This is a genomic window from Microbacterium sp. G2-16M (genome assembly GCF_055809115.1).
This window is the reverse complement of sequence record NZ_CM147897.1, coordinates 2,879,462-2,901,567: the sequence shown is the minus strand read 5'-3', so window position 1 is coordinate 2,901,567 and position 22,106 is coordinate 2,879,462. Positions and strand designations below refer to the sequence as shown.

At 68.9% G+C, this 22,106-nt stretch carries 18 protein-coding genes; 8 read left to right on the top strand and 10 right to left on the bottom strand.

Features of this window, described 5'->3' with window-relative positions; all coding sequences use genetic code 11:
* Positions 1-25 precede the first annotated feature (25 nt).
* The 3 genes from AC0L6F_RS13665 to AC0L6F_RS13655 are packed head-to-tail and all read left to right on the top strand — an operon-like array spanning position 26 to position 1,851.
* Positions 26-985, top strand: coding sequence for a DNA-3-methyladenine glycosylase family protein (locus AC0L6F_RS13665; protein WP_473538337.1), 960 nt, complete (start codon positions 26-28; stop codon positions 983-985).
* A gap of 40 nt (positions 986-1,025) precedes the next feature.
* A complete protein-coding gene (locus AC0L6F_RS13660; RefSeq protein WP_473538336.1) occupies positions 1,026-1,607 on the top strand; it encodes a YdeI/OmpD-associated family protein in 582 nt (193 codons plus the stop codon).
* Positions 1,608-1,626: 19 nt separating this feature from the next.
* Positions 1,627-1,851 carry a hypothetical protein gene (locus AC0L6F_RS13655; RefSeq protein ID WP_274637141.1) on the top strand — a complete coding sequence of 75 codons (225 nt, stop codon included), beginning with the start codon at positions 1,627-1,629 and terminating at the stop codon, positions 1,849-1,851.
* Between the two features lie 23 nt (positions 1,852-1,874).
* On the opposite strand, the gene AC0L6F_RS13650 is transcribed toward AC0L6F_RS13655, so the two are convergent.
* From AC0L6F_RS13650 to AC0L6F_RS13640, 3 genes are read right to left on the bottom strand one after another with little or no spacing between them, the layout of a single operon-like run.
* Positions 1,875-3,986: a S9 family peptidase gene (locus AC0L6F_RS13650; protein ID WP_473538334.1), complete on the bottom strand. Its 2,112-nt coding sequence runs from the start codon at positions 3,984-3,986 to the stop codon at positions 1,875-1,877.
* Between the two features lie 16 nt (positions 3,987-4,002).
* On the bottom strand, positions 4,003-4,833 hold the full coding sequence (locus AC0L6F_RS13645; RefSeq protein WP_473538333.1) for an aldo/keto reductase: 831 nt from the start codon (positions 4,831-4,833) through the stop codon (positions 4,003-4,005).
* 33 nt (positions 4,834-4,866) lie between these two features.
* On the bottom strand, positions 4,867-5,283 hold the full coding sequence (locus AC0L6F_RS13640; protein ID WP_473538332.1) for a hypothetical protein: 417 nt from the start codon (positions 5,281-5,283) through the stop codon (positions 4,867-4,869).
* A gap of 179 nt (positions 5,284-5,462) precedes the next feature.
* Between AC0L6F_RS13640 and AC0L6F_RS13635 the strand changes: the two genes are divergently transcribed.
* Positions 5,463-7,160 carry a class I adenylate-forming enzyme family protein gene (locus tag AC0L6F_RS13635; protein WP_473538331.1) on the top strand — a complete coding sequence of 566 codons (1,698 nt, stop codon included), beginning with the start codon at positions 5,463-5,465 and terminating at the stop codon, positions 7,158-7,160.
* A 37-nt stretch (positions 7,161-7,197) separates the two neighbouring features.
* Here AC0L6F_RS13635 and AC0L6F_RS13630 read toward each other — a convergent pair whose 3' ends face one another.
* The 4 genes from AC0L6F_RS13630 to AC0L6F_RS13615 are packed head-to-tail and all read right to left on the bottom strand — an operon-like array spanning position 7,198 to position 14,552.
* Positions 7,198-10,176, bottom strand: coding sequence for a type I restriction endonuclease subunit R (locus tag AC0L6F_RS13630; protein WP_473538330.1), 2,979 nt, complete (start codon positions 10,174-10,176; stop codon positions 7,198-7,200).
* Positions 10,154-11,191 (bottom strand): virulence RhuM family protein, encoded by a 1,038-nt coding sequence (locus AC0L6F_RS13625; RefSeq protein WP_473538329.1) that lies wholly within the window; start codon positions 11,189-11,191, stop codon positions 10,154-10,156. The genes AC0L6F_RS13630 and AC0L6F_RS13625 overlap by 23 nt, the downstream gene beginning before the upstream one ends.
* Positions 11,188-12,609 carry a restriction endonuclease subunit S domain-containing protein gene (locus tag AC0L6F_RS13620; protein ID WP_473538328.1) on the bottom strand — a complete coding sequence of 474 codons (1,422 nt, stop codon included), beginning with the start codon at positions 12,607-12,609 and terminating at the stop codon, positions 11,188-11,190. Before AC0L6F_RS13620 ends, AC0L6F_RS13625 begins: the two co-directional genes overlap by 4 nt.
* Positions 12,606-14,552, bottom strand: a complete 1,947-nt coding sequence (locus AC0L6F_RS13615; protein ID WP_473538327.1) for a type I restriction-modification system subunit M — start codon at positions 14,550-14,552, stop codon at positions 12,606-12,608. Before AC0L6F_RS13615 ends, AC0L6F_RS13620 begins: the two co-directional genes overlap by 4 nt.
* A gap of 135 nt (positions 14,553-14,687) precedes the next feature.
* Here AC0L6F_RS13615 and AC0L6F_RS13610 point away from each other — a divergent pair, with 135 nt between their 5' ends.
* Positions 14,688-15,323, top strand: a complete 636-nt coding sequence (locus AC0L6F_RS13610) for an NADPH-dependent F420 reductase (protein WP_473538326.1) — start codon at positions 14,688-14,690, stop codon at positions 15,321-15,323.
* Position 15,324: 1 nt separating this feature from the next.
* Here the strand turns inward: AC0L6F_RS13610 and AC0L6F_RS13605 are convergent, their stop codons facing one another.
* Complete coding sequence (locus AC0L6F_RS13605) at positions 15,325-16,518, bottom strand: ScyD/ScyE family protein (RefSeq protein WP_473538324.1); 1,194 nt, start codon at positions 16,516-16,518, stop codon at positions 15,325-15,327.
* 142 nt (positions 16,519-16,660) lie between these two features.
* Between AC0L6F_RS13605 and pgi the strand changes: the two genes are divergently transcribed.
* The gene (gene pgi, locus AC0L6F_RS13600; protein WP_473538323.1) at positions 16,661-18,340 is read left to right on the top strand and encodes a glucose-6-phosphate isomerase; all 1,680 of its coding nucleotides are present in this window, start codon (positions 16,661-16,663) and stop codon (positions 18,338-18,340) included.
* A gap of 19 nt (positions 18,341-18,359) precedes the next feature.
* Here the strand turns inward: pgi and AC0L6F_RS13595 are convergent, their stop codons facing one another.
* Positions 18,360-19,283 (bottom strand): hypothetical protein, encoded by a 924-nt coding sequence (locus AC0L6F_RS13595; RefSeq protein ID WP_473538322.1) that lies wholly within the window; start codon positions 19,281-19,283, stop codon positions 18,360-18,362.
* A gap of 113 nt (positions 19,284-19,396) precedes the next feature.
* On the opposite strand from AC0L6F_RS13595, the gene AC0L6F_RS13590 reads away from it, so the two are divergent.
* On the top strand, positions 19,397-20,356 hold the full coding sequence (locus AC0L6F_RS13590; protein WP_473538321.1) for an alpha/beta fold hydrolase: 960 nt from the start codon (positions 19,397-19,399) through the stop codon (positions 20,354-20,356).
* A 29-nt stretch (positions 20,357-20,385) separates the two neighbouring features.
* Positions 20,386-21,675 carry an HNH endonuclease signature motif containing protein gene (locus AC0L6F_RS13585; RefSeq protein ID WP_473538320.1) on the top strand — a complete coding sequence of 430 codons (1,290 nt, stop codon included), beginning with the start codon at positions 20,386-20,388 and terminating at the stop codon, positions 21,673-21,675.
* Between the two features lie 45 nt (positions 21,676-21,720).
* Here the strand turns inward: AC0L6F_RS13585 and AC0L6F_RS13580 are convergent, their stop codons facing one another.
* On the bottom strand, positions 21,721-22,038 hold the full coding sequence (locus AC0L6F_RS13580) for a cupin domain-containing protein (protein WP_473538319.1): 318 nt from the start codon (positions 22,036-22,038) through the stop codon (positions 21,721-21,723).
* Positions 22,039-22,106: the final 68 nt, after the last annotated feature.

Here is a 22,106-nt window from a genome sequence, read left to right as displayed (position 1 = left end):
CGGCGACCGCGCGTAGGGTGGGTCCATGCATCCGGGAGCGAACGTCGCGCGCGTGCGCGACCCTCGTCCGGATGCCGGCGCGCCGCGCGAGACGGAGTACCGGCCGCGGCATCCCCTCGACCTGAACGCCACCATCGGAATCCACCGCCGCGGCCCGCGCGACCCCACGATGACCGTCGCCGGCTCGGTGATCTGGCGCGCGTCCCGGACGCCGGAGGGCATCGCCGCGCTCGCGCTGCGCGAGACGGCGCCGGGCACGGTGCGCGCCGCCGCGTGGGGACCGGGCGCCGCCTGGGCCCTGGCCCAGGTGCCGGCCCTGTGCGGGGCGCTCGACGATCGGGACGCATTCGAGCCGGCTGCCCATCCGCTCGTCGCCGACCTGCATCGCCGCCACCCCGGGCTGCGCCTGAGCCGCACCGACCTCACGTTCGACGCCCTGGCGGTCGCCGTGCTCGAGCAGAAGGTCACGGGCCTGCAGGCGTTCGGCGCCTGGCGGCGACTCGTCACCTGGTTCGGCGAGCGCGTGCCCGGCCCGACGCCGGTGCCGATGTTCGCGCCGCCGACGATCGAGCAGTGGCGGACGATCCCCTCGTGGGCGTGGCATCGCGCGGGCGTGGAGCCTCCGCAGTCGCGGGCCATCGTCACCGCCGCGCAGCGGGGCCGGTCCCTCGTCGCGGCGGTGGAGGCGGCATCCGACCGCGACACGCCCCTGACGGCGATCCGCGGGATCGGGGCGTGGACCGCGGCCGAGGTCCGCATCCGCGCGTTCGGCGATCCGGACGCGGTGAGCGTGGGCGATTACCATCTCGCGCACGAGGTCGGCTTCGCTCTCACCGGGCACCGGACCGACGACGACGGGATGCTGCGGCTGCTGGCCGCCTGGCCCGGACATCGGCAGCGGGTCATCCGCCTGATCCGGCTGGGCGGGCCCCGCGAGCCTCGCCGCGGACCGCGCCTGGCCCCCGAAGACCACCGCGACCGCTGACCCCTTGCGGGATGTCGGAGGCCGGCGCGACACTCACGGGATGGAAAGAGACGACGAGTTGATCGTCGATGACGCCGCGGCGTGGCGGCGGTGGCTGGACGCCTACGAGTCCACGTCGGACGGGGTGTGGCTGGTTCTGGCCAAGAAGGGAGCCACCGCCCCCACGCGACTGATCTACGACGAGGCGCTCGATGAGGCACTGTGCAGCGGCTGGATCGACGGCCCCAAGGGAGCGCGCGACGCCGCCACGTTCCATCAGCGGTTCACCCCGCGCCGCGCGCGGTCGATGTGGTCCGCGCGCAACGTCGAGCACATCGCGCGTCTCGCCGACGAGGGTCGGCTGCGCCCGCGCGGTCAGGACGAGGTGGACCGGGCGAGGGCCGATGGACGGTGGGATCGCGCGTATGCGGGTTCGGCAGTAGCCGAACCGCCTGCTGCACTGCTGCGCGCGCTGGACGCGCTCCCGGGCGGCCGCGCGGCCTTCGAGGCGCTCAGCCGCGCGGAACGGTACTCGATCCTGCATCCGCTGATCACCGCGCCGTCGCCGCAGACGTTCGAGGCACGCCTGCGCCGCGCCCTCGAGCGCCTCGCCGCGCGACCCGACCCACCGCCCGTCCACTGATCGTCAGTACGCTGGAACCATGGCGTCGACGGGATCGGGCTGGCCGCGCGGCCGCGTGCAGTGGATCATCGGCACGATCGTGCTGCTCGGCCTCGGCGCGCTGGTCGGCGTGATCCTGGGCAGCGTGTGGCTCGGTCTGATGCTCGCGGCGATCGTGTCGATCGGCTGGATCATGGCGTACGAGTCGTGGCGCGGCAAGGCGCCGCACCTGGACGACGAGGACGACGACGGGGCCCGCCTGTAGACGACGGCGCCCGCCCGCAGCAGTCAGCCGATCCGGTCCGGTCGGACCCAGTCCGCTCCGCGCACGTGCTGGTCGAGGAACGCGAACACGGTCTGGTACCAGACCAGCGCGTGCTGGGGCCGCAGCACCCAGTGATTCTCGTCCGGGAAGTACAGGAACTTGTGCGGCAGCGTGCCATCCGCGGCGGCGAAATGCTCATTGAGCTCGGACCACAGCCGCAACCCCTCCCCGATCGGCACCCGGTAGTCCCGGTCGCCGTGGATCACCAGCAGCGGGGTGCGGATGTCGCGGACGAACCGGTGCGGCGAGTGGGCGATCATCGCCTCGGGGGTGAAGATGCGCTGCCAGTAGCCGGAGTGGTCGGTGGTGCCGGCGAACTGGTCGAGCGCCCACAGGCTCGCGTGGGTGACGATCGCGCGGAACCGATCGGTGTGACCGGCGACCCAGTTCGCCATGTACCCGCCGAACGAGCCGCCCATCGCCGCCGTGCGGGTCTCGTCGATGTCGTCGCGCCCGACCACCGCGTCGGTGATCGCCATCAGATCGGTGTAGGGCTTGCCGCCCCAGCTATTCCACCCGCGCGCGATGAAGTCCAGGCCGTAGCCGGTCGACAGGGCCGGGTCCGGCAGCAGGACCGCGTAGCCGCGGGCGACCGCCAGCTGCGGGTTCCACCGCCAGCTCCAGGCGTTCCAGCTGTTCAGGGGCCCGCCGTGGATCCACAGCAGAAGCGGGGCCGGGGCCTCCGCCCCGCCGTCGTCGGCGGCCGGCCGCAGCAGCCAGCCGCGCACGCGCGCACCGTCCGCGGCGGTGGTCTCCACCTCGGTCATCGTGGCGGGCACCTCGGGCAGCGGCACGGGTGATGGAAGCGCCGTCACCCCGGCGGCCGACAGGCGCACCGGGCGGGGCGGCAGCATCCAGTTCGTCCGCAGGGCCACGATGTCGCCGCTGTCGCGGTCGACGGACGCGTTCAGATACGTGAAGTCGTCGTCGGTCAGCTGCGCGACGGGCGTGTCGTCGAGCGGCACGCGGAACACCGGTCCCCGGCCGTCCTGGTCGGCGGTGACGACCAGCGCCGCGTCGTCGGCGGCGAAGGCGAGGCTCGACGGCCAGCGATCCCATCCGCCGGCGATGCGACGGGCGCCGGAGCCGTCGATGCCGCTCACCCAGACCTCCTGGTCGGTAGGGGCGGCGGCCGTGCTCTTGACCGTGCGCACCCACGCGAGCGTGGTGCCGTCGTGCGAGATCGTCGGCGATTCGTTGTCGACCTCGTGCTCGTCGCGCAGCACGGTGTGGTCGCCGGTCGCGACCTCGATCGCGATCAGCCGCGCGCGTTCGTCCCGCCCCTCGGGTGCCTGCAGCGCCGCGACCACCGTGGTCCCGTCGGGCGTGATCGTCACTCCGAAGGCATCGGCCGACCGACCCGGATGCGGCGTCAGCTCGCGCGGGCGCGGCAGCGACGCCGGATACGGCCGGGACGCGGCATCCTTCTCGTCACCCTCGTCCTCGGCGCGATCGACGCCGACCGGATCGGCCAGCTCGCCGAGCGACAGCGCGAACAGGTGCGGCTCGTCCGGGCCGAGGTCGTGGTCCCAGTACCGCACCGGATAGCCCTCGTGCAGGATCGCGGCGACCTTGTGCTTCGTGCGCTCAGCGCGCAGGCGCGCGTCGTCCTCGACAGTGTCGGCCGACGGCAGCAGCGGGGCGCGGACGATCACGACATCGGATGCCGCGGCCACCGCCTCGATCGCCGACACGCCTCCGGCGAGCCGGGTGACCGGCCGTGCCTCTCCTCCTCCGGCCGGCAGCAGCCACAGCTGGGCAGGGTCGTCGTCGGAGCCCGAGCCGTCCGGGCGCGCCGACAGGAACAGCAGGTCTCCGTCCGCCGTGTAGGCCGGGGCCGACTCGCCCTTGGCCGAGCGGGTCAGCCGGCGGGGCGCAGCATCCGTGCCCGTGCCCGTGGCCGTGCCCGTGCCCGTGGCGTCGATCTCCCAGAGCGCCCGGTCGTATCCGGTGCCGTCCTTGTTCAGTGTCGCGATGGCCACGACCGCGCGGCGCCCGTCGGGCGAGAGCGCGAGCGAATCGGTGCGGGGCAGGGCGATGTAGTCGTCAAGGGAGTCGAACGGCGTTGCGCGCATCCCTCCACGCTATCCGTCACATCTCCTCGTGGGTGCGCGGATCCATGTCGCCGAGGCGTCCGCGCTCCAGGCCTGACAGTGCGGCGACCTCGTCGTCGGTGAGCGCGAAGGAGAAGACATCCGCGTTCTCGCGCTGACGACCGGCATGGGCGGACTTGGGGATCGGCGTCGCACCGAGCTGCACGTGCCAGCGCAGAACCGCCTGCGTCGGCGAGACCGCGTGCGCGGCCGCGACGTCCGTCACGACCTGCTCGCTGAGCAGCTCGCCGCGGCGGGTCAGCGGGCTCCAGCTCTCGGTGCGGATGCCGTGCGCGGCGTGGAACGCGCGCAGCGCGCCCTGCCCGAAGTACGGGTGCAGCTCGACCTGGTTCACCGCCGGGGTCACGCCGGTCTCGTCGATCAGCTCGGTCAGCATCTCCTCGGTGAAGTTCGACACCCCGATCGAGCGGACCAGGCCGTCCTCGCGCAGCCGGATCATCGCCTTCCAGGTGTCGAGGTATCGGCCGACCCGCGGGTTCGGCCAGTGGATGAGGTACAGATCGATGCGGTCCAGGCCGAGCCGGTCGAGCGATCCGCGCGCGCTGGCGAGCGTCTCGTCGAACCCGTGGTCGCGGCCGGGCACCTTGGTCGTGATGATCAGCTCGTCGCGGTCCACGCCGCTGCGGCGCACCGCCTCGCCCACTTCTTGTTCGTTCTCGTAGTTGACGGCGGTGTCGAGCAGGCGGTAGCCCGTATCGATCGCGCTGACCACGGCATCCACCCCCTCCTTCCCGTGCAACTTGTACGTGCCGAACCCGAGTTCGGGGAAGACGCCACCGTCGTTCAGGGTCACTGTGGGAATCGTCATCCCTCCATCCTGCCGCGCCGAGGTCACGGCCGCTCAGCCGGTCGTCATCGAAGACGTCGTCAGGTCCACCGTGCCGAACGGAAAGGGGAAGAAATACGGTCCCGTGCCGTCGCCGAGCGGGATCAGCGCGAACCACACCTGGCCAACGATCACACCCACCACAGCGACGAGAACGACAACCAGCAGCGTGCGATCGAGGACACGCACAGCGTGATCGATGTCGACGACACGAGACAGCAGGTGCGAGAGAGCGAAGACGATCGCGCCGATGAAGAAGGCATACATGAACGGGTTCGCATGCAGCGTCATGCTCACGCACATCGGAGCGGCGTCGACAGCATGGCCCTGCGCATCGAGGAATCCGCCATCAGCCGACACTCCCCCGGCGCACCCGCCCTTACCCGCCGTCATGAACGCGCCATAGGCGACCGCGGTGACCGCGGTGACCACGATCGTGCGACGCAGCCGGCTGAGAATCGGCGCCCCCGGCAATGTGGGTGTCGTGCGGATCTCGAATGATGTGGACACGGCGCTCCTTCCGTTCCTCACGATTATGGCCGGTGGGCTGCGGTGTGTCACCAACTGCCGCGCCTGTCGGCCGACCGCTCGCGCGGGGTAGTGTCACCGGCATGAGCACGATCTCGCCCGAAGAAGTCGAGCGCCGCCGGAACGCCCTCGAGCGCACCTTCGACGGCGGGTGGCGCCCGCGCACCCTGGCCGCCGTGTTCGACGATGCGGCGGCACGGTTCCCCGACCGCCCGTACACGATCACGGATGCCGCCACCCTGACATACGCGGATGTCGCGGAGCGGTCGCGCCGGCTGGCGGCCGGGCTCATCGACCTGGGCGTGCGCCCCGGCGACCGGGTCGCCATGCTCGTCGACAACCGGGTCGACTACCCGGTCCTGAAGTTCGCCGTCGCCCGCACCGGCGCGATCGCCGTGGCGCTGAACTACTCCTACCGCGGCGACGAGATCCTCCAGCGGCTCGCTCAGGCCGAGGCATCCGTCCTCATCAGCATCGACCGGTCGACGGCCACCGACTTCCTCGCGGTATTCGACGAGCGCTTCCCCGGGTGGGAGAACGGCGTGCGAAGCTCCGAGGTGCCCACCCTGCAGCACATCGTGCTCGTCGAGGACGGCTGGCGCGCGGGCGCCCTCACGGTTCCCGCGCTGGCCGGCCGAGGCGACGCGGCGACGGTGGATGCGGCATCCGCCGGCGTCTCTCCCAGCGACGTCGCCGACATCGTGTTCACGTCGGGCACGACCGGGCATGCCCTGGGCGCACAGCTCACGCACGACATGCTCCTGCGCAGCGCCTACGGCTCGGCGTATCACCGGGCGTTCGACGACGGGTGGCGGATCGGCTTCGCGCTGCCGCTGTACCACGTGTTCGGCTACATCGAGGGGATGCTGGCGGCGCTGTTCGCGGGCGGGGCGATCGTGCCGCAGAAGGTGTTCAATCCGCGCACGGCGCTGGAGCAGATCGAGCGGCACCGGATCAACGAGGTGCTCTTCGTGCCCACGATGACGGTCGCGGTGGTCGATCAGGCGGTCAAGCTGCGCCCCGACCTTTCCAGCCTGCAGTCGGTGTTCTCGGCGGCGGCGCCCGCGCCGGTCTGGCTGTGGGAACGGGTGCTGAGCGATCTTCGACCGCAGATGGTGTTCACCGGATACGGCCAGACCGAGGTCTCGGCCGCGACCGCGCTGACGCATCCGGGCGACCCGATCGAGACGGTCTCGGCGGTGGTGGGCGCGATGAAGCGAGGCGGATCGGCGGCGACGGATGCCTCGGGGCTGCTCGCCGAGTACCGCACGGTGGATCCGTTCGACGCTCATCCGCTTCCGACCGGCGCCGAGGGCGAGCTGGTGGTGCGCGGACCGCTCGTGACCCGCGAGTACGTCGGCGCGGATGCGCCGGAGGCGCTCGATGCCGACGGCTGGCTGCGCACCGGGGATCTCGGATTCGTCGACGAGGACGGCTACATCCATCTGCGCGGGCGCAGCAAGGAGCTCTTCAAGGTCGGCGGCGAACTGGTCGCGCCGAGCGAGGTGGAGCAGGTGCTCAGCGGCGCCGAGGGGGTGAGCCAGGCGTATGTCGCCGGCGTTCCGGACGAGCGCCGGGGCGAGATCGGCTGGGCGTGGATCGTGCCGAACGAGGGTGTGCACCTGGACGAGCGAGCGCTGCTCGCGCACGCCCGCGCGCACCTCGCGCCGTTCAAGGTGCCCCGCGGGATCACCGTCACGGCCGCCGAGGACCTGCCGATGACCACGACCGGCAAGATCCAGAAGTACCTGCTGGTGGCCGGCCTCGGGCCGATCCGCTGAGCAGCATCGGACGACGCATCCGGATATTCACCCGAATCTAGGCGGCGCGCCTCTTGATCTCGCCGTAGGTCTTCTGGAACAGCCAATTCGCCAGCTGTGCACGGAAGTCGGCGTTGTCGGAGTACAGCTTGTACAGCTGGGTCTCATCGGCGATGTACGCAAGCATCATGCGGTCGAGCGAGTCCTGCATGGCGACCTTCGCATTGGCCTGGTCGTTGTTGTGCACCGCGGTCACGTACTTCTCATCACCGGCCAGGCTGGTGGGCAAGTCCTCGGCGATGCGACGCTGCACGCGATCGTTGTCGGTGAACTCGGTGTTGCCGAGCATGGCGTTGAACGAGTCGAGGATCTCGCTGAGCCGCTCCATCTCGACATCGATCGTCCCTGCACCTGAACCTGCCGGAACGGGGTCGATCTCGGCGTCCTCATCGGCGAGCGCGATCTTCATCGCCTGCCGCTTCTCGGCACGGAAGGAATCCAGGTCGATGGATTCGAGGATTCCCTCTGCCAGGTCTTCCCCCGCCGGCGTGGGCAGCTTCGGGATGAGGTAGCCGAGGTAGATCGACAACTTCTCCCAGGTTGCGTTCGTGTACGGCAAGATCGCCGAGAGGAACCCATACGTGCGCACGAACGCCTTTGCGTCACCCTTGAACCCGATCTGCTCGCCCTCGTCCATCGTCTCGATGTACTCGGCCGCCGCGACATCAAGAAGCGGATGCAGGGTCTCGACGCCCTCACCGGCGAGGTAGCGGGCGACGAATGGGTCGACCTGATCGCTCGTGAAGACCGCCGCATCCCACAGCCGGAACGCCAGGTCGTTCAGCTTGTCCGGGTCGGTCTCTTCGGCCAGCACCGTGGTGCGATAGTACGGCTGGAACGACTTCTCGATGATGTCGCTGTCGTTGGCGAAATCCAGGACCGCGCAGTCGTGTTTCTGCGGGTGCGCCCGGTTCAGCCGCGACAGCGTCTGCACGGCTTTGACCCCGGACAGAGGCTTGTCGACGTACATCGTGTGCAGCAGCGGCTGGTCGTACCCGGTCTGGAACTTGTCGGCCACCACGAGGATCCGGTACGGGTCCTCGGCGATACGGTCCGTGATCTCGTTGCTCGCGAAACCGTTGTAGTGCGCCTCGGTGACCAGCGCGCCACCATCGTCCTTGAAGTCGCTGAATGCGACGATCGCCTGGTACGGCCGGTGCGATTCGACCAGGTAGGCGCTGATGGCCTCGTAGAAGTCGATGGCGCGCTGGATCGAGCTGGTGACCACCATCGCCCGGGCCTTTCCGCCGATCTTGCGCGGAGCGTAGACCTGTGAGTGGAAGTGGTCGGCAACGATCTCGGCCTTCTGCCGGATAGCGTGCTTCTGCTTCTCGACGTAGCCGCGCAGCTTCTTCGATGCTCGCTTCGCGTCGAACTCGGGGTCGCCCTCGATGGTCTTGACGAGCCGGTAGTAGGTGTCGACGGGCACGTAGTTGGCGAGCACGTCGAGGATGAATTTCTCTTCGATGGCCTGCTTCATCGTGTAACTGTGGAACGGGCGGTGCTTGACGACGCCGTCGACGGTGAACGGCACGCCGAACGTCTCGAGCGTCTTGTTCTTGGGTGTGGCGGTGAACGCGAAGTACGACGCGTTCGGCAGCAGCTTCTTCGACTGCATCAGCCTGGTAAGGGCATCTTCGACGTCGAACTCCGGGACTCCCGCCGCGTCTTCGCCCACCTTCGACAGCGCTTGCGCGATGGCCGCCGAGGCCTTGCCGCCCTGGCTGGAGTGCGCCTCGTCGATGATGATCGCGAACCGCTTGCTGCGCTGCGTGCCCCCGAGCTCCTCGACGATGTACGGGAACTTCTGCACGGTCGTGATGATGATCTTCTTGCCGGCCTCGATCGCTTCGCGCAGTTCACGGGACGTCTCGGCGTGCGCGACAGTGGACTTGACCTGTGTGAAGCCCTTGATCGTGTCGCGGATCTGCCGGTCGAGGATGACCCGGTCTGTCGCGACGACGATCGAGTCGAATGCCGGCGCAACCCCGTGGCGCACGCCGATCAGCTGCAGGGCGAGCCAGGCGATCGAGTTCGATTTGCCACTGCCGGCGGAGTGCTGGATCAGGTATCGCGTGCCCGCGCCGTGTTCACGCACGTGGGCGAGCAGCGTGCGTACGACGTCGAGCTGGTGGAAGCGCGGGAAGATCGCGCGTTCGCTCTTCTTGCCGGTCTTCGGATCCTTCTCGCGAATGACCGTGGCGAAGTTCTCGATGATGTCGGCGAGTGACCGCGGGGTGAGGATGCGCCGCCACAGGTAGTCGGTCATCACACCATCGGGATTGGGCGGGTTGCCGGCCGCGTCGTTGTACCCCTGGTCGAAGGGGAGAAACCATGATGCTTTGCCGGCGAGCCGGGTGCAGAACCGCACGGAACGGTCGTCGACGGCGAAATGCGCGATCGTCCGCCCGAAGGCGAAGATGGGCTCGCGCGGGTCGCGATCGGTCTTGTACTGCTGGACGGCGTCTTCGACGGTCTGCTTGGTGATGCTGTTCTTCAGCTCGAACGTGGCCACCGGCATCCCGTTGACGAACGTGACGAGGTCGAGCGACTTGCCCGGTGTCGCAGCGGAGAAGTGCACCTGTCGGGTGACGGTGAAGCGGTTGGCCGCGAACTGCTCTGCGGCCGACTGGTTGCCGACTGTCGGTGCCGGGTAGTACAGCTCGACGTGATGGGCGTTGTGGTCGATGCCGCCGCGCAGGCAGTCGACGATACCGCGCTTGGTGATCTCGCCCTGCAGCCGGGCGAAGAACTTGTGCGTGGTCGGCGAGTCGCCGTCGAGGTCGAGCGCGTCGATCAGGTGGGGCTGCGTGGCAGAGATGAACGCGCGAAAGGCGACGAGGTCGAGGCAGTACGAGGCGTTGAAGTCGCATGCCCCGCCCTGCGCCCACTGCGGGGCGCCGGATGCCGCATCCCCCGTCATCTGCGCGACGATGAGCGCCTCGAGGCCTTCTTCATTGATCTGCGTCGGTGACATCGTCGTCCCTGTTCTGCTCCAACGACCGCTCGGCGGCGATCAGCCGCTCAAGGTCGTGCTGCTCTTCGGTGAGTGATTCGTCGCGCTCGCTCGCGCGACGCCGCCCGTCGAACTCACGGTATCGGTCGGCGCTGATCTGCTGCATCTGCGCGGCCGAGACCCGGCCTGCGCCGGTCAAGATCGGGCGCTCATCGAAGTCGAGAAAGCGGTCGGTCTGATCGACCCATTGCTGCATCGTGATCTGCTGCCTGCGGCGAGCACGGTCTTCGGCGAAGTCGAGAAAGCGCGTCACCAGCAGGTTCAGGTCGCTCAGTTCACTGTCGCTCAGGTAGTTCTTCGCGATGCTCACGTCGCCCTTCCGCACCCGCGCGCCACTCCAGCTGGTGAGTCCCATGCTCGGTGCCGAGACGTCGATGCGCTGCGTGATCAATTCGGCGGCGGTGCGCCCGGTGATCGCATACAGCAGCTTGTTCTGGATCGTCGCGAAGAAGTCGTGGGCGAGTGGGGCCGACCCCGCATAGTCGACGCTCGTCGTCGCGAAAATGTCGCGCACCTTCTGGTAGAACCTCTTCTCGGATGCCCGGATGTCGCGAATGCGCTCGAGCAGTTCGTCGAAGTAGTCGGTCGCGGCGGGGTCTTTCAAACGCTCGTCCTGCAGGACGAAGCCCTTGACGAGGTACTCACGCAGCACAGTGGTCGCCCATTGCCGGAACTGCACGGCGCGGTCGGTGGTGACGCGGTAGCCGACGGCGAGCACCATGTCGAGGTTGTAGACCTTCACCTCGCGTCGCACCTGGCGCGGGCCCTCGGATCGAACCATTAACTCTGAGTTAATGGTTGCCTCGGTCTGCTCGCCGTCAGCGAGGATGCGCCCGATGATCTGGGCGATGTTCGGCACCGAGGTGCCGTACAGCTCGGCGAGTTCGTGCTGCGTGAGCCAGATCGTGCCACCGACCGCACGCAGCTGCACCTGAGCGCCGTCGCCCGAGGTGTAGAGGATCATCTCACCCGTCATGCAGGCTCCTCGGCGAGATACTCTTCGGCGTCATCGAGCGGGTCGGATGCTTCGTCGGCTTCGACGAGCTGCTCGTCGGTGAGGTCGGGGAGGGACGCTGCGACCTCGCGCACGTCGACCTGCCCGGTCACGACGTCGGACGTCAGCCGCGTTCGGAACTCCTGCAGGAGCGCGATCTCATGCAAAGCAGTTTGGACTGCTGCAGTTGCTTCAGCACTATCTTCCTGGATGTGCACACGGAGTTCGAGTTGCTCAGGAAGTGGTGGCAGCGGAATGCGCCAACTCCTAATTTGAGTGTGATTGATCTTCGGCATCGTGCCGCTTGATCCCCGAGCATCAGCCTCAATCTGATTGCGCCCGATCCTCGACAGGAGGACCGCCGCCAAGAAGTGCGCATCTACTGCGTCGGTGTGATCCAATCTATAAATCAAATCAGAGAAGATCGTGAGAGGCCGCGAGTTCTTGACAACGGCCACGTCACCAACGCGGGAGCGTGTGTTCGACCGAGTCAGGAGCAGGTCTCCATCCCTCAGTTCATACTGGGTTGGAACTCTCGCTGATCGCGCGATCGGTTTCAATGCATTTCTGTGGAACAGCCCTTTATCAACGGATGACAGAGTGAGGACGGCCCACTGGTCATCGGAGAGCACCTCTTCTGCCGCGACCGGGCTCCACCCCTGTTCAATACGCCATAGCAACCTTCCCAAAACGGGAACGTCCCAGTGCGCGGGTATCTCACCGACCCAAGGGACTCCCGAGTCCTTGAGCGGCACGGTCGGGTCCAGGCCGCGCGTGACGGCCTGGTGGATGACGGCCTGCTTCTGCTCTTCGAGCAGGGCGATGAGTTTGCGCTTGGCGGCAATGGCCCGGTCGATGCGCGCGTGCGCGTGTCGCAGATACTTCACGATCCCCGCCTGCTCGTCGGCGGGTGGGACGAGCACTGGCAGCGCACGAAAACGGGGCATGCTCAGGTCCCATTGCCCGACCCGGATCCCGTCAGAGGCGGCCGCAAGCATCCCCACATACCGACGACTACGCAGAAGCGCTGATGCGTATCGCAGGTCGGCCATGCCCGTCTTGAACACGAAGTACGCGGGACTGACGATTCCGTCGACCGGCGCGATGCCCAGTGACCCTTGCCACGCTTTCATCTTGTTGATGACCAGATCACCCGCGCGTGCGACCTTGTAGGTCGACAGATCGTCCGGAATCGCGTTGTGGTTATCGTCGTCGGCACTCCTCGCGAAGACGCCGCGCTCACGAGCTACCGACAAGAGCGGCAAGTTCGGCCGATCCCGTTCAACTCGCGGAGCCACCAGACTGCGCATCGCGCGGACGCCCCATGCTAGCGGGACGTCGCCGAGCATATGGTTGCCGCTCGGGCTCAGGTCGCGCCTCCTGTCGACTGCGAACATCACCCCGCGATCTCCTTCAGGAGGTCGTCGGTCTCGGCCTGCAGGGCACGGATGTCGGCGCGGATCTCGTCGAGGGTGCGCATCGGCGCGGGCTTGTAGAAGTGACGGGTGAAGCTGACCTCGTAGCCGATCCTCGTCTTGCTCGCGTCGATCCAGGCATCCGGTGTGTACGGCAGCACCTCGCGGCGGACGAACGCCTCGATGCCGTCCGCATACTCTTCTGTCGGCTCGGTCAGCGGAATCTGTTCGGTGTCAGACAACTCGGTGTCGCGTTCGTATTCGACGACGCGCATGACTCCGTCGATCTCGGTCTCGAACAGGCCGTGCAGCGGATCGGCGGGCGTGCCGCGCCGGTGCAGCTTCTTGATCACGCGAGGCCCGTCATCGGCCCGCTCACTCGTCACGCGCAGCTGCTTGATCTCGGCTGGCTTATAGACGCGGCCGGGGCCGGCATCCACCAGCCGCAGCGGACGGTCGACGGCGACCTTGTAGTACCCGAAGTCGCGATTGTCGAACACCTTCGACACGTCGGGGTCGGCGGCATCGAACGCCGCGAACGTGTCGAGGATCTTGTCGATGTCGGCGGGCGAGAGCTCGCAGTTCTTCTCGCCGAGGTTCTTACGCAGCGGTGTGAACCACGCCGTCGCGTCGATCAGCTGCACTTTGCCGCGCCGGCGCTGCTCCTTGCGGTTGCTGAGCACCCAGATGTAGGTGGCGATGCCGGTGTTGTAGAACAGCTTCAGCGGCAGCGCGACGATCGCCTCGACCAGGTCGTTCTCGAACACGTACCGGCGGATGTTCGACTCGCCCTGGCCGGCATCCCCCGTGAACAGGCTTGATCCGTTGTGGATCTCGCAGATGCGACTGCCCCGCGGGGTCTGCTTCATCTTGGCAACAAGGTTTGCCAGGAACAGCATCTGCCCGTCGCTGGATCGCGTGAGAAAGCTGAACTCGGGGTCGCCGTCAAAGTCCACGACGAACCTCGGGTCGGTGATGCTGCCCTTGCCGCCCAGGCGCTCGAGGTCGGTCTTCCACGACTTGCCGTACGGCGGGTTGGAAAGCATGAAGTCGAACTTCATGTGCGAGAACTGATCGTTCGACAGGGTGGAGTATTCCGGCCCGCCGACGATGTGGTCAGCGGCGGCCCCCTCGCCCTTGAGGATCAGGTCGGCCTTCGCGATCGCGTAGGTCTCGGCGTTGATCTCCTGCCCATACAGGTGCGTCGAGATCTTGCGCCCCGCGGCGACCTGCTGCAACGTCTCTTCGGCGACGGTCAGCATGCCGCCGGTGCCCATCGCCCCGTCATAGAGCAGATAGGTGCCGTCGGGGATCGTGTCGGCGACCGGGTCGAACATGAGCCGGGTCATCAGCCGCACAACGTCACGAGGGGTCCAGTGCTCACCGGCCTCTTCGTTGTTGGCCTCGTTGAATCGGCGGACGAGCTCTTCGAACAGCGTGCCCATCGCGTGGTTGTCGACAGCTGCCGGTGAGAGGTCGAGCTTGGGGTCGAGGAACTTCTCGAGCAGCGTGCCCAGTGCGTCGGCCTTTGAGAGGCGCGGCAGCTCGTGGCGGAAGTCGAAGTTCTCGAGGATCTCCTGCACGTTCGGCGAGAACCCGTCGAGGTAGGCTTCCATGTTCTGCCGCAGCTGCGTCTGGCTGGATGCCGCCCGCAGATCCGCCATGCGAAACGCGCTCGTGTTGTAGAACGCCTGACCTGCGGCAGCGCGCAGCGCGGCATCCTGATTCACGATCCCCGGCTCGTCCAGCGTCTTCTTGGTGTCGAGCACCTTCTGCTTGCTGGACTCCAATGCCAGGTCGAGTCGGCGCAGCACCGTCATCGGCAGGATCACGTCTCGATATTTGCCCCGCACGTACAGGTCGCGCAGCACGTCGTCGGCGATGTTCCAGATGAGCGAGGCGATTGCCTGGTGGGTGGCGCTGTTCACGTGTGCTGTTCTTCTCTCGATAAGCCTGAACCGAGCCTACCGAGCGGGTCTGACGTCGGTGTCGTACGCCACCACGATGGAGGCACACGGACTCCGATGCGGGAATGACCGGGCGCTGTCTGCGTTGCCCCTGATATGACCACAGTGGGAATCATCGGAGCAGGACACATCGGCAGCACCCTCGCGGAAGGCCTCGTCGCCCGCGGCTACGACGTCGTGATCGCCAACTCGCGCGGACCCGAGACGCTCCTCGACCTCGTCGCGAAGCTGGGCGACAGGGCGCGGGCCGCCACGGCCGCAGAGGCGGCGGAGTCCGCGGACTGGGCGATCGTGACGGTGCCGCTGAAGGCGGTCGACGACATCCCGGTCGCGCCACTGGCCGGCAAGACCGTGCTCGACACGTGCAACTACTACTGGGAGCGCGACGGCCGCATCCCGGCGCTGGACCAGAAGCAGAGCACGACGTCGCAGATCGTCCAGGACCACCTGCCGACCTCGACCGTGGTCAAGGCGTTCAACCACATCACCTCGACCGACATCCTCACCGACGGCACCCCCGCCGGCACCGAGAACCGGCGCGCGCTGGCGACCGCCGGCGACGATCCGGATGCCGTCGCCTTCGTGACCGCGCTGTACGACGAGTTCGGGTACGACACGGTCAGCGCCGGGCCGCTCGCGGAGAGCTGGCGGGTCGAGCGCGACCAGCCCGCGTACGTCGTGCGGCAGAACGCCGACGAGTTGCGCGCGAACCTCGCTGCGGCCCAGCGCTGAGTCACCGCGTCAGCGACACCTGCACGACCTGGCCGATGCCCGGTGAGCTGCTGTTGACCGTGACGTACGCGTCGCGGCCCTGCAGCGCCACGCCGTAGGGCGCCGGCAGTCCGCCGGCCACCACGGTGGCCGTGCCGCCGTGCCGCGGCACGCGCATCAGCGCGCCGGTGGTGTCACCGCTGAGCAGGCCGGCGGCCGAGATCTCCACCGCGTACAGGCTGCCGTCCCGGGCGAACGCCAGGTCGGTGACGTTGGTCAGTCCCGTCGCATACGGGGTGGGCGCATGACCGGCGCTGATCCGCCAGATCGTGGACCCGCCCTGCGGGAACGGGAACCCGGTGAGCTGGCTCACGTAGAGCGCGCCGTCGGGCCCGCGCACGGCGGATGTCGGCACGAACTGCATCGGCGTCATGACCCCGGGAGGGGCGAACGGGTTCTGCACGTCCACGTCGGCGAATTGGGCGAGCGCCCGGATGTGGTTCCGGGACCGCACCTGGAGGATGACGTTGGCACCCGCGTCGGCGATCAGGTAGCCGCCGCGATCGCGCACCAGCGAGACCGGGTTGCTGTCCGGAGAGTCGATCGGGTTCGTCCGGTACTCGTACTCCGCGAGACTGGTCACCACCCGCGGCGCGTGGTGGCTGCCGATCGTGCCGGTCACGAGCGCACCGGACAGCCGCGACAGGCCGTGCTCGGTCCATGGGTCGCACGAGGGATCCGGACCGGAGGCGACATCCTCGCACCCGACGCCGAAGCCGATCACCGCATCGTAGTGCCGGCCGTTCACGAGCACGGCGCTCACGCCGGATGCCTCGGTGCCGGCGCCGGTGGCACCGGGAGGCGGCGCCAGCGACGGCAGGCCGGTGACCACGCGCTGCTGGTGCCAGCCGTGGCGGGATGCCGTCAGCTGCGTGATCGAGGACGTGTTGCCGGCGCACACCCGGGTGCCGGCGGACGCGACGAAGCACGAGTCGGACTCCGGACCGCCGGTGCCGGCTTCGGCGACGTACAGCGCCCCGCGGGCGTCGACCGTGATGCCGCGCGGGTTGTTCAACCCCTCCGCGATGACGCGGTACGAGCCCGAGGAGGGTGATGTCGATGTCGTGTGCGCCGATGCGGGTGCGACAGCCAGCCCCAGCATCAGAAGGCTCGCCGACCCCACGGCGGCCACCACGCGAATGCGATGGATACGCATTTGCAGGCCTTTCTCTCCGACGGCGCGCCGGTCCCCAGTGAATCGGCGTCGGATGCGTCGCTGGGCCCCAGCATCCTCTCCCGGGCACGGTCTGTCGAGGGGGCCTGCGCACCCGCGGCGCGGTCGGACTACCGTGGTCACCATGACCGCTCCCACCGACGCCACCGCGACCTCTGCCTGGGCCGAGCTGCAGCACCTCAAGGACGACCTGACCCCCGACCTGCGCGGCTGGTTCGCCGCCGACCCGGACCGCGCCCGGCGCTTCACCCTGGACGCCGCCGATCTGCACGTCGACCTGTCGAAGAACCTCGTCACCGACGACGTCCTCGCCGCGCTGATCCGCCTGGCCGAGCAGACCGGGGTCGTCGAGCGGTTCGCGCAGATGCTCGCCGGTGTGCACATCAACACCAGCGAAGACCGCGCCGTCCTGCACACGGCGCTGCGCCGGCCCTCCGGCAGCCGGCCTCCGCTCGAGGTGGACGGGCAGGACGTCGACGGCGACGTGCACGAGGTGCTCGGCCGGATGCGCGCGTTCGCCGACCGGGTGCGCTCGGGTCGGTTCACCGGCGTCACCGGCAAGAGGGTCACGCACGTCGTCAACATCGGCATCGGCGGCTCCGACCTCGGCCCGGCCATGGTCTACGAGGCGCTCCGGCCATATGCCGACGCCGGCATCCAGGCCCGGTTCATCTCGAACATCGACCCCACCGACCTGGCCCAGACCACCGCCGACCTGGATCCCGAGACCACGCTGTTCATCGTCGCGTCCAAGACGTTCACCACGCTCGAGACCCTCACCAACGCGCGGCTCGCGCGTGCCTGGCTGTGGGACGGGCTGCAGGCCTCCGGCGCGATCGACGGGTCGGATGCCGCGAAGACGGATGCCGTCGCCCACCACTTCGTCGCGGTCTCGACGGCCCTGGACAAGGTCGCCGACTTCGGCATCGACACCGAGAACGCGTTCGGGTTCTGGGACTGGGTCGGCGGGCGCTACTCGGTCGATTCGGCGATCGGCCTGTCGCTCGAGCTGACGCTCGGGCCCGACGCCTTCGAGGAGATGCTGGCCGGCTTCCACGCGATCGACGTGCACACGGCATCCACTCCCCTGGCCCGGAACGTCCCGATGCTGATGGGTCTGCTCAACGTCTGGTACAACAACTTCCTGGGCGCGCAGTCGCACGCGGTTCTCCCGTATGCGCAGCTGCTGCACCGATTTCCGGCCTACCTGCAGCAGCTGACGATGGAGTCCAACGGCAAGAGCGTGCGCTGGGACGGGTCGCCGGTGACCACCGACACCGGCGAGGTGTTCTGGGGCGTGCCGGGCACGAACGGGCAGCACGCGTTCTACCAGCTGATCCACCAGGGCACCCGGCTGATCCCGGCCGACTTCATCGGCTTCGCGAACCCGGCCTACCCCCTGCAGGACGGCGACCGCGACGTGCACGGCCTGTTCCTGGCCAACTTCCTCGCGCAGACCAAGGCGCTGGCCTTCGGCAAGACCGCCGAAGAGGTCGAGGCCGAGGGGACCACGGGCGCGCTGGTGGCGGCCCGCACGTTCAGCGGCAACCGGCCCACGACGTCGATCTTCGCTCCGGCGCTGACCCCGCGGGTGCTGGGCGAGCTGATCGCGCTGTACGAGCACATCACGTTCACGCAGGGCGCGGTGTGGGGCATCGACTCGTTCGACCAGTGGGGCGTCGAGCTGGGCAAGCAGCTCGCGCTGCAGATCGCCCCCGCCCTCGAGGGCGACGCCGATGCCGTGGCGGCGCAGGATGCCTCGACCCGCGGCCTGCTGGAGTACTACGCCGCGCACCGGCGCTGACCGAATCAAGCATGCGCGCTCACCGGCGCGGAGCCCAGGAGCAGTGCAGCCGCACCGCCTCGGCGTCCGGCAGCCCGTCGGGGATCGACCCGACGAACGCCCAGTCGTCCTCGGTCACCCCGGCCGCGGCGGGCAGCTGCTCCCACGGCGCTGCGCGCACGGGGAAGACCGCGGTCGGCTCGGTCGCCGGGTTCACCACGGTGCCCGAGGTGTCGGGCACCGTGTACAGAGCGACCTTCTCCGGCGGGGCGTCCATCCACTCCGATCCCGGACACAGTCCGCCCCACGCCGCGACGGGCTCGGTCTGGACCGGCCAGAGGTCGCCCGCGCTGTCGTGCTCGATGCCGACGACCCGCCGCTGCACCCCGGTGCCTGGATCTGAACAGGGCACCGTGTCGTCCAGCGGCGACATCCGCAGGATCAACTCGAGCGCGAAGCCGTCGGGTGTCGCCGAGACTCCGGTGACCGCATCACCGCAGCGCGACGAACGCGCGACCGGCATCGGCACCTGCACGGCCGACTCGCCGTCGGCGACGAAGATGTACCACAGCGACTCCCAGCCGTTGCCGTCACTGCGCTCGATCGGCACGAGCGCGTCCTCGAGCCCGTCCCTGTTCGCATCGCCATAGACGGGCTCCTTCATCGCGTAGCCGACCCCGTCCACCTGTGCGGCGCCGTCGACGAAGTCGATGGTGATCGGTGCCGAGAATCCGCCTGGCGAATACACCCACTCTCCGTTCGGCAGGTCGATGTCATCGACCCCGATCCTGGTGGGAGTGGGCGTCGGGCTCGGAGCATCCGGCGTCGTCGGATCGGCGACCGGCGGCGACGCCGGACTCAGCGCGGAGCAGCCCGCCAGCGCGACCGCGATCGCGAGCGCGGACACCGCCCCCGCGACCCGCAGCCCACGCGACATCCGTGCACGCACCTGTGTATTCGACATCGTCTCGACCCCCAGAGTGAAGCGGATGTCCTCCGCTGCGCACAGCACAGCGTGGTGCGAGTCTCCCGACGACGACGCCCGGTGTCAACCCCTGCCTCGGTAGGCTGGCCCGCGTGTACCCGCCGATCGAACCGTACGCGTCGGGCTTGGTGCCGCGTCCGGACGGCGCGCAGATCTACTGGGAGTCCTCCGGAGACCCGGTCGGCATCCCCGCCCTGTACCTGCACGGCGGACCAGGCGGCGGGCTCGGCGCCGGCGGGTATCGCCGTCGCTTCGATCCTGCCCGATACCGGATCGTCGGGGTAGACCAGCGCGGCTGCGGCCACAGCATCCCGAACGTGCTCGACGACCTCGACGGGCTCGACGACAACACCACACCGGCGCTGATCGCCGACCTCGAGGCGGTGCGTGTGGAACTCGGCGTCGAACGCTGGGTGCTGCACGGGGTGTCGTGGGGGTCGACGCTGGCGCTCGCGTACGCCCTCGCGCATCCCGACCGGGTGTCCGCCGTGGTGAATGCCGCCGTGACCACGACGTCCCGTGCCGAGGTGGAGTGGATCACCGAGACGGTGGGCGCTCTGTTCCCCGAGGAGTGGGAGCCGTTCGCCGCCGCACATCGGCCCGGCGAACGCGTCGTCGAGGCGTATGCGCGGCTGCTGCGGGACCCGGATGCCGCGGTGCGGGCGCAGGCGGCAGCGGCATGGGACCGCTGGGAGGGGGTGCACGTCTCCCTGGACCCGCTGCACGCGCCCGGACCGCTGCATCCCGCCGACGCCCGGGTCCAGCAGGTCTTCGCTACTCTGGTCACCCACTATTGGGCGCACGACGGGTTCCTGGACGAGCCGATCATCGATCGCGCCGGCGAGCTGGCCGGCATCCCCGGCGTGCTCATCCACGGGCGCCACGACGTGAGCGGGCCGGCGATCACCGCCTGGCGGCTGCATCGCGCCTGGCCGGGCAGCCGCCTGCACATCGTCGAGAGCGAAGGCCACGGCGGGCCCGAGATGATGGAGCTGGTGGCGCGGGCGACGGACGAGTTCGCCGACAGCGCGGAGGCATGCCGCGTCGGGTGAGTGTCGGAGCCCCGCTCTACTGTGGAGGCATGGATTCCCTCAGCTTCTTCGACGGCATGGATGCCGCGACCCGGGATGCGCGGGGGCTGCTGGACGATCTGCAGGCCGATCAGATGGAAGCGCATCGGCGGGCCGCGTGCCGCGCGGAAGGGGTGCGGGCGGCGCTGGATCATGCCCGCATGCACCCCGAGGTGTACACAGATACCCCCGGAACGCTCGGGGTGCGGGCGGCCGAGCTGGCGGTCCTCCTGGAGATCGGGCTGCGGCTGCAGACCGGCGAGAACCAGATCCGCAATCTCGCGTACACCGCCCAGACCGCTTCGTTCCGGCTGCCGTTGCTGTGGCGGCGGGCGCACGAGGGCTTCGCCGCGTACCCGCTGGTCGAGACCGCCTGCGCCGCGATCACCCGGCTGCTGCCTCCCGACGACGCGGACGAGCAGGTGCGGCAGGCAGCGCTCGCCGCGATCGGGCTGGTCGACGAGCAGGCCGCTGAATGGGTGCTGCACCTGAGCGCGGCAGCATTCCGAGCACGACTGCGCGCCCTGATCAACCGCCTCGATCCCCGCGACAGCGCCGGAAGGCATGCCGCAGCGTTGGCGGATCGGCGGGTGGTCGTCCACGACGAGGACGACGGGATGGCGTGGCTCTGCGTCCTGATGCCCCGGATCGATGCGATCGCCACGAAGCGGTCGCTGACCTCGCAGGCCAAGCACCTTCAGAAGAACCCGGCCGAGACCCGAGGCCGCGACCAGCTCCGGGCCGACCTGGCCACCGCACGGCTGCGCGGGCAAGACACGGTCAACCCGGTGAAGACCAAGGTGTTCGTCACGATCCCGGTCGGCATCCTCACCGGCACCGCCGTCGGCGAGGGCGGCCGGTGCACCGTCTGCGGCGGTACCGGGTTCCCGGAACAGGCCCGCATCGTCGGCGACGAACTGCTCGACCCCCTCACCGCCAAGCAGCTGTTCCTGGATGCGAAGGCGTTCACACGGGTGATCACCGACCCGATCCACAGCGTGATCGTCGACATGGAACGCCACGCGAGACACGCGACGCGCGCGCAACGCGAATGGCTGATCCTCCAGCACGGCACCTGCGCCCGCGACGGCTGCACCCGCCTCGCTCTGGATGCCGACATCGACCACATCATCGCGTGGGCCGCCGGTGGGCGCACGAATCTGAAGGATCTGCGCCCGCTCTGCCCACCCGACCACGTCCGCCGGCACACCACCCGCATCCGCTACAGACCCCGCCCCGACGGCACGACGCAGGTGCTCACCCCCGCCGGTTACACCAGCGACGAACCTCCCCCGTTCTAAGGGGTGCGCCCTCATCACGCGGGCGGCTGTTCGGCCATCGCACCCTCAGCCCGCACGGATGATCGTCAGCAGCATCTTGGACGGCTCGAGCGCGCGCACGGCGTGCGGGATCCGGGCGTCCAGGTGGATGACGCCGCCCGGCCGAAGCTCCTTCGTGACCCCCTCGGCGGTGAAGGCGAGGTGTCCCTCCAGCGCCTGCACGAGAATCGGACCGGGGGCCGTGTGCTCGGTCAGCTCGGCGCCGGCGTCGAACGCGAACACGACCACGCGCGCCCCGTCGGCGGACAGCACCAGCTGCGAGGTGCGGGCTCCGGGCTCGACCCTGACCAGTGCATCCGCGTTCTCGATCGCCGTCATTCCCATGAGTCCATCCTGGCCCCCGCGCAGGGCACCCGGGGCGGCTGCTGGCGCGCGAGCTCGCGCACCCGACT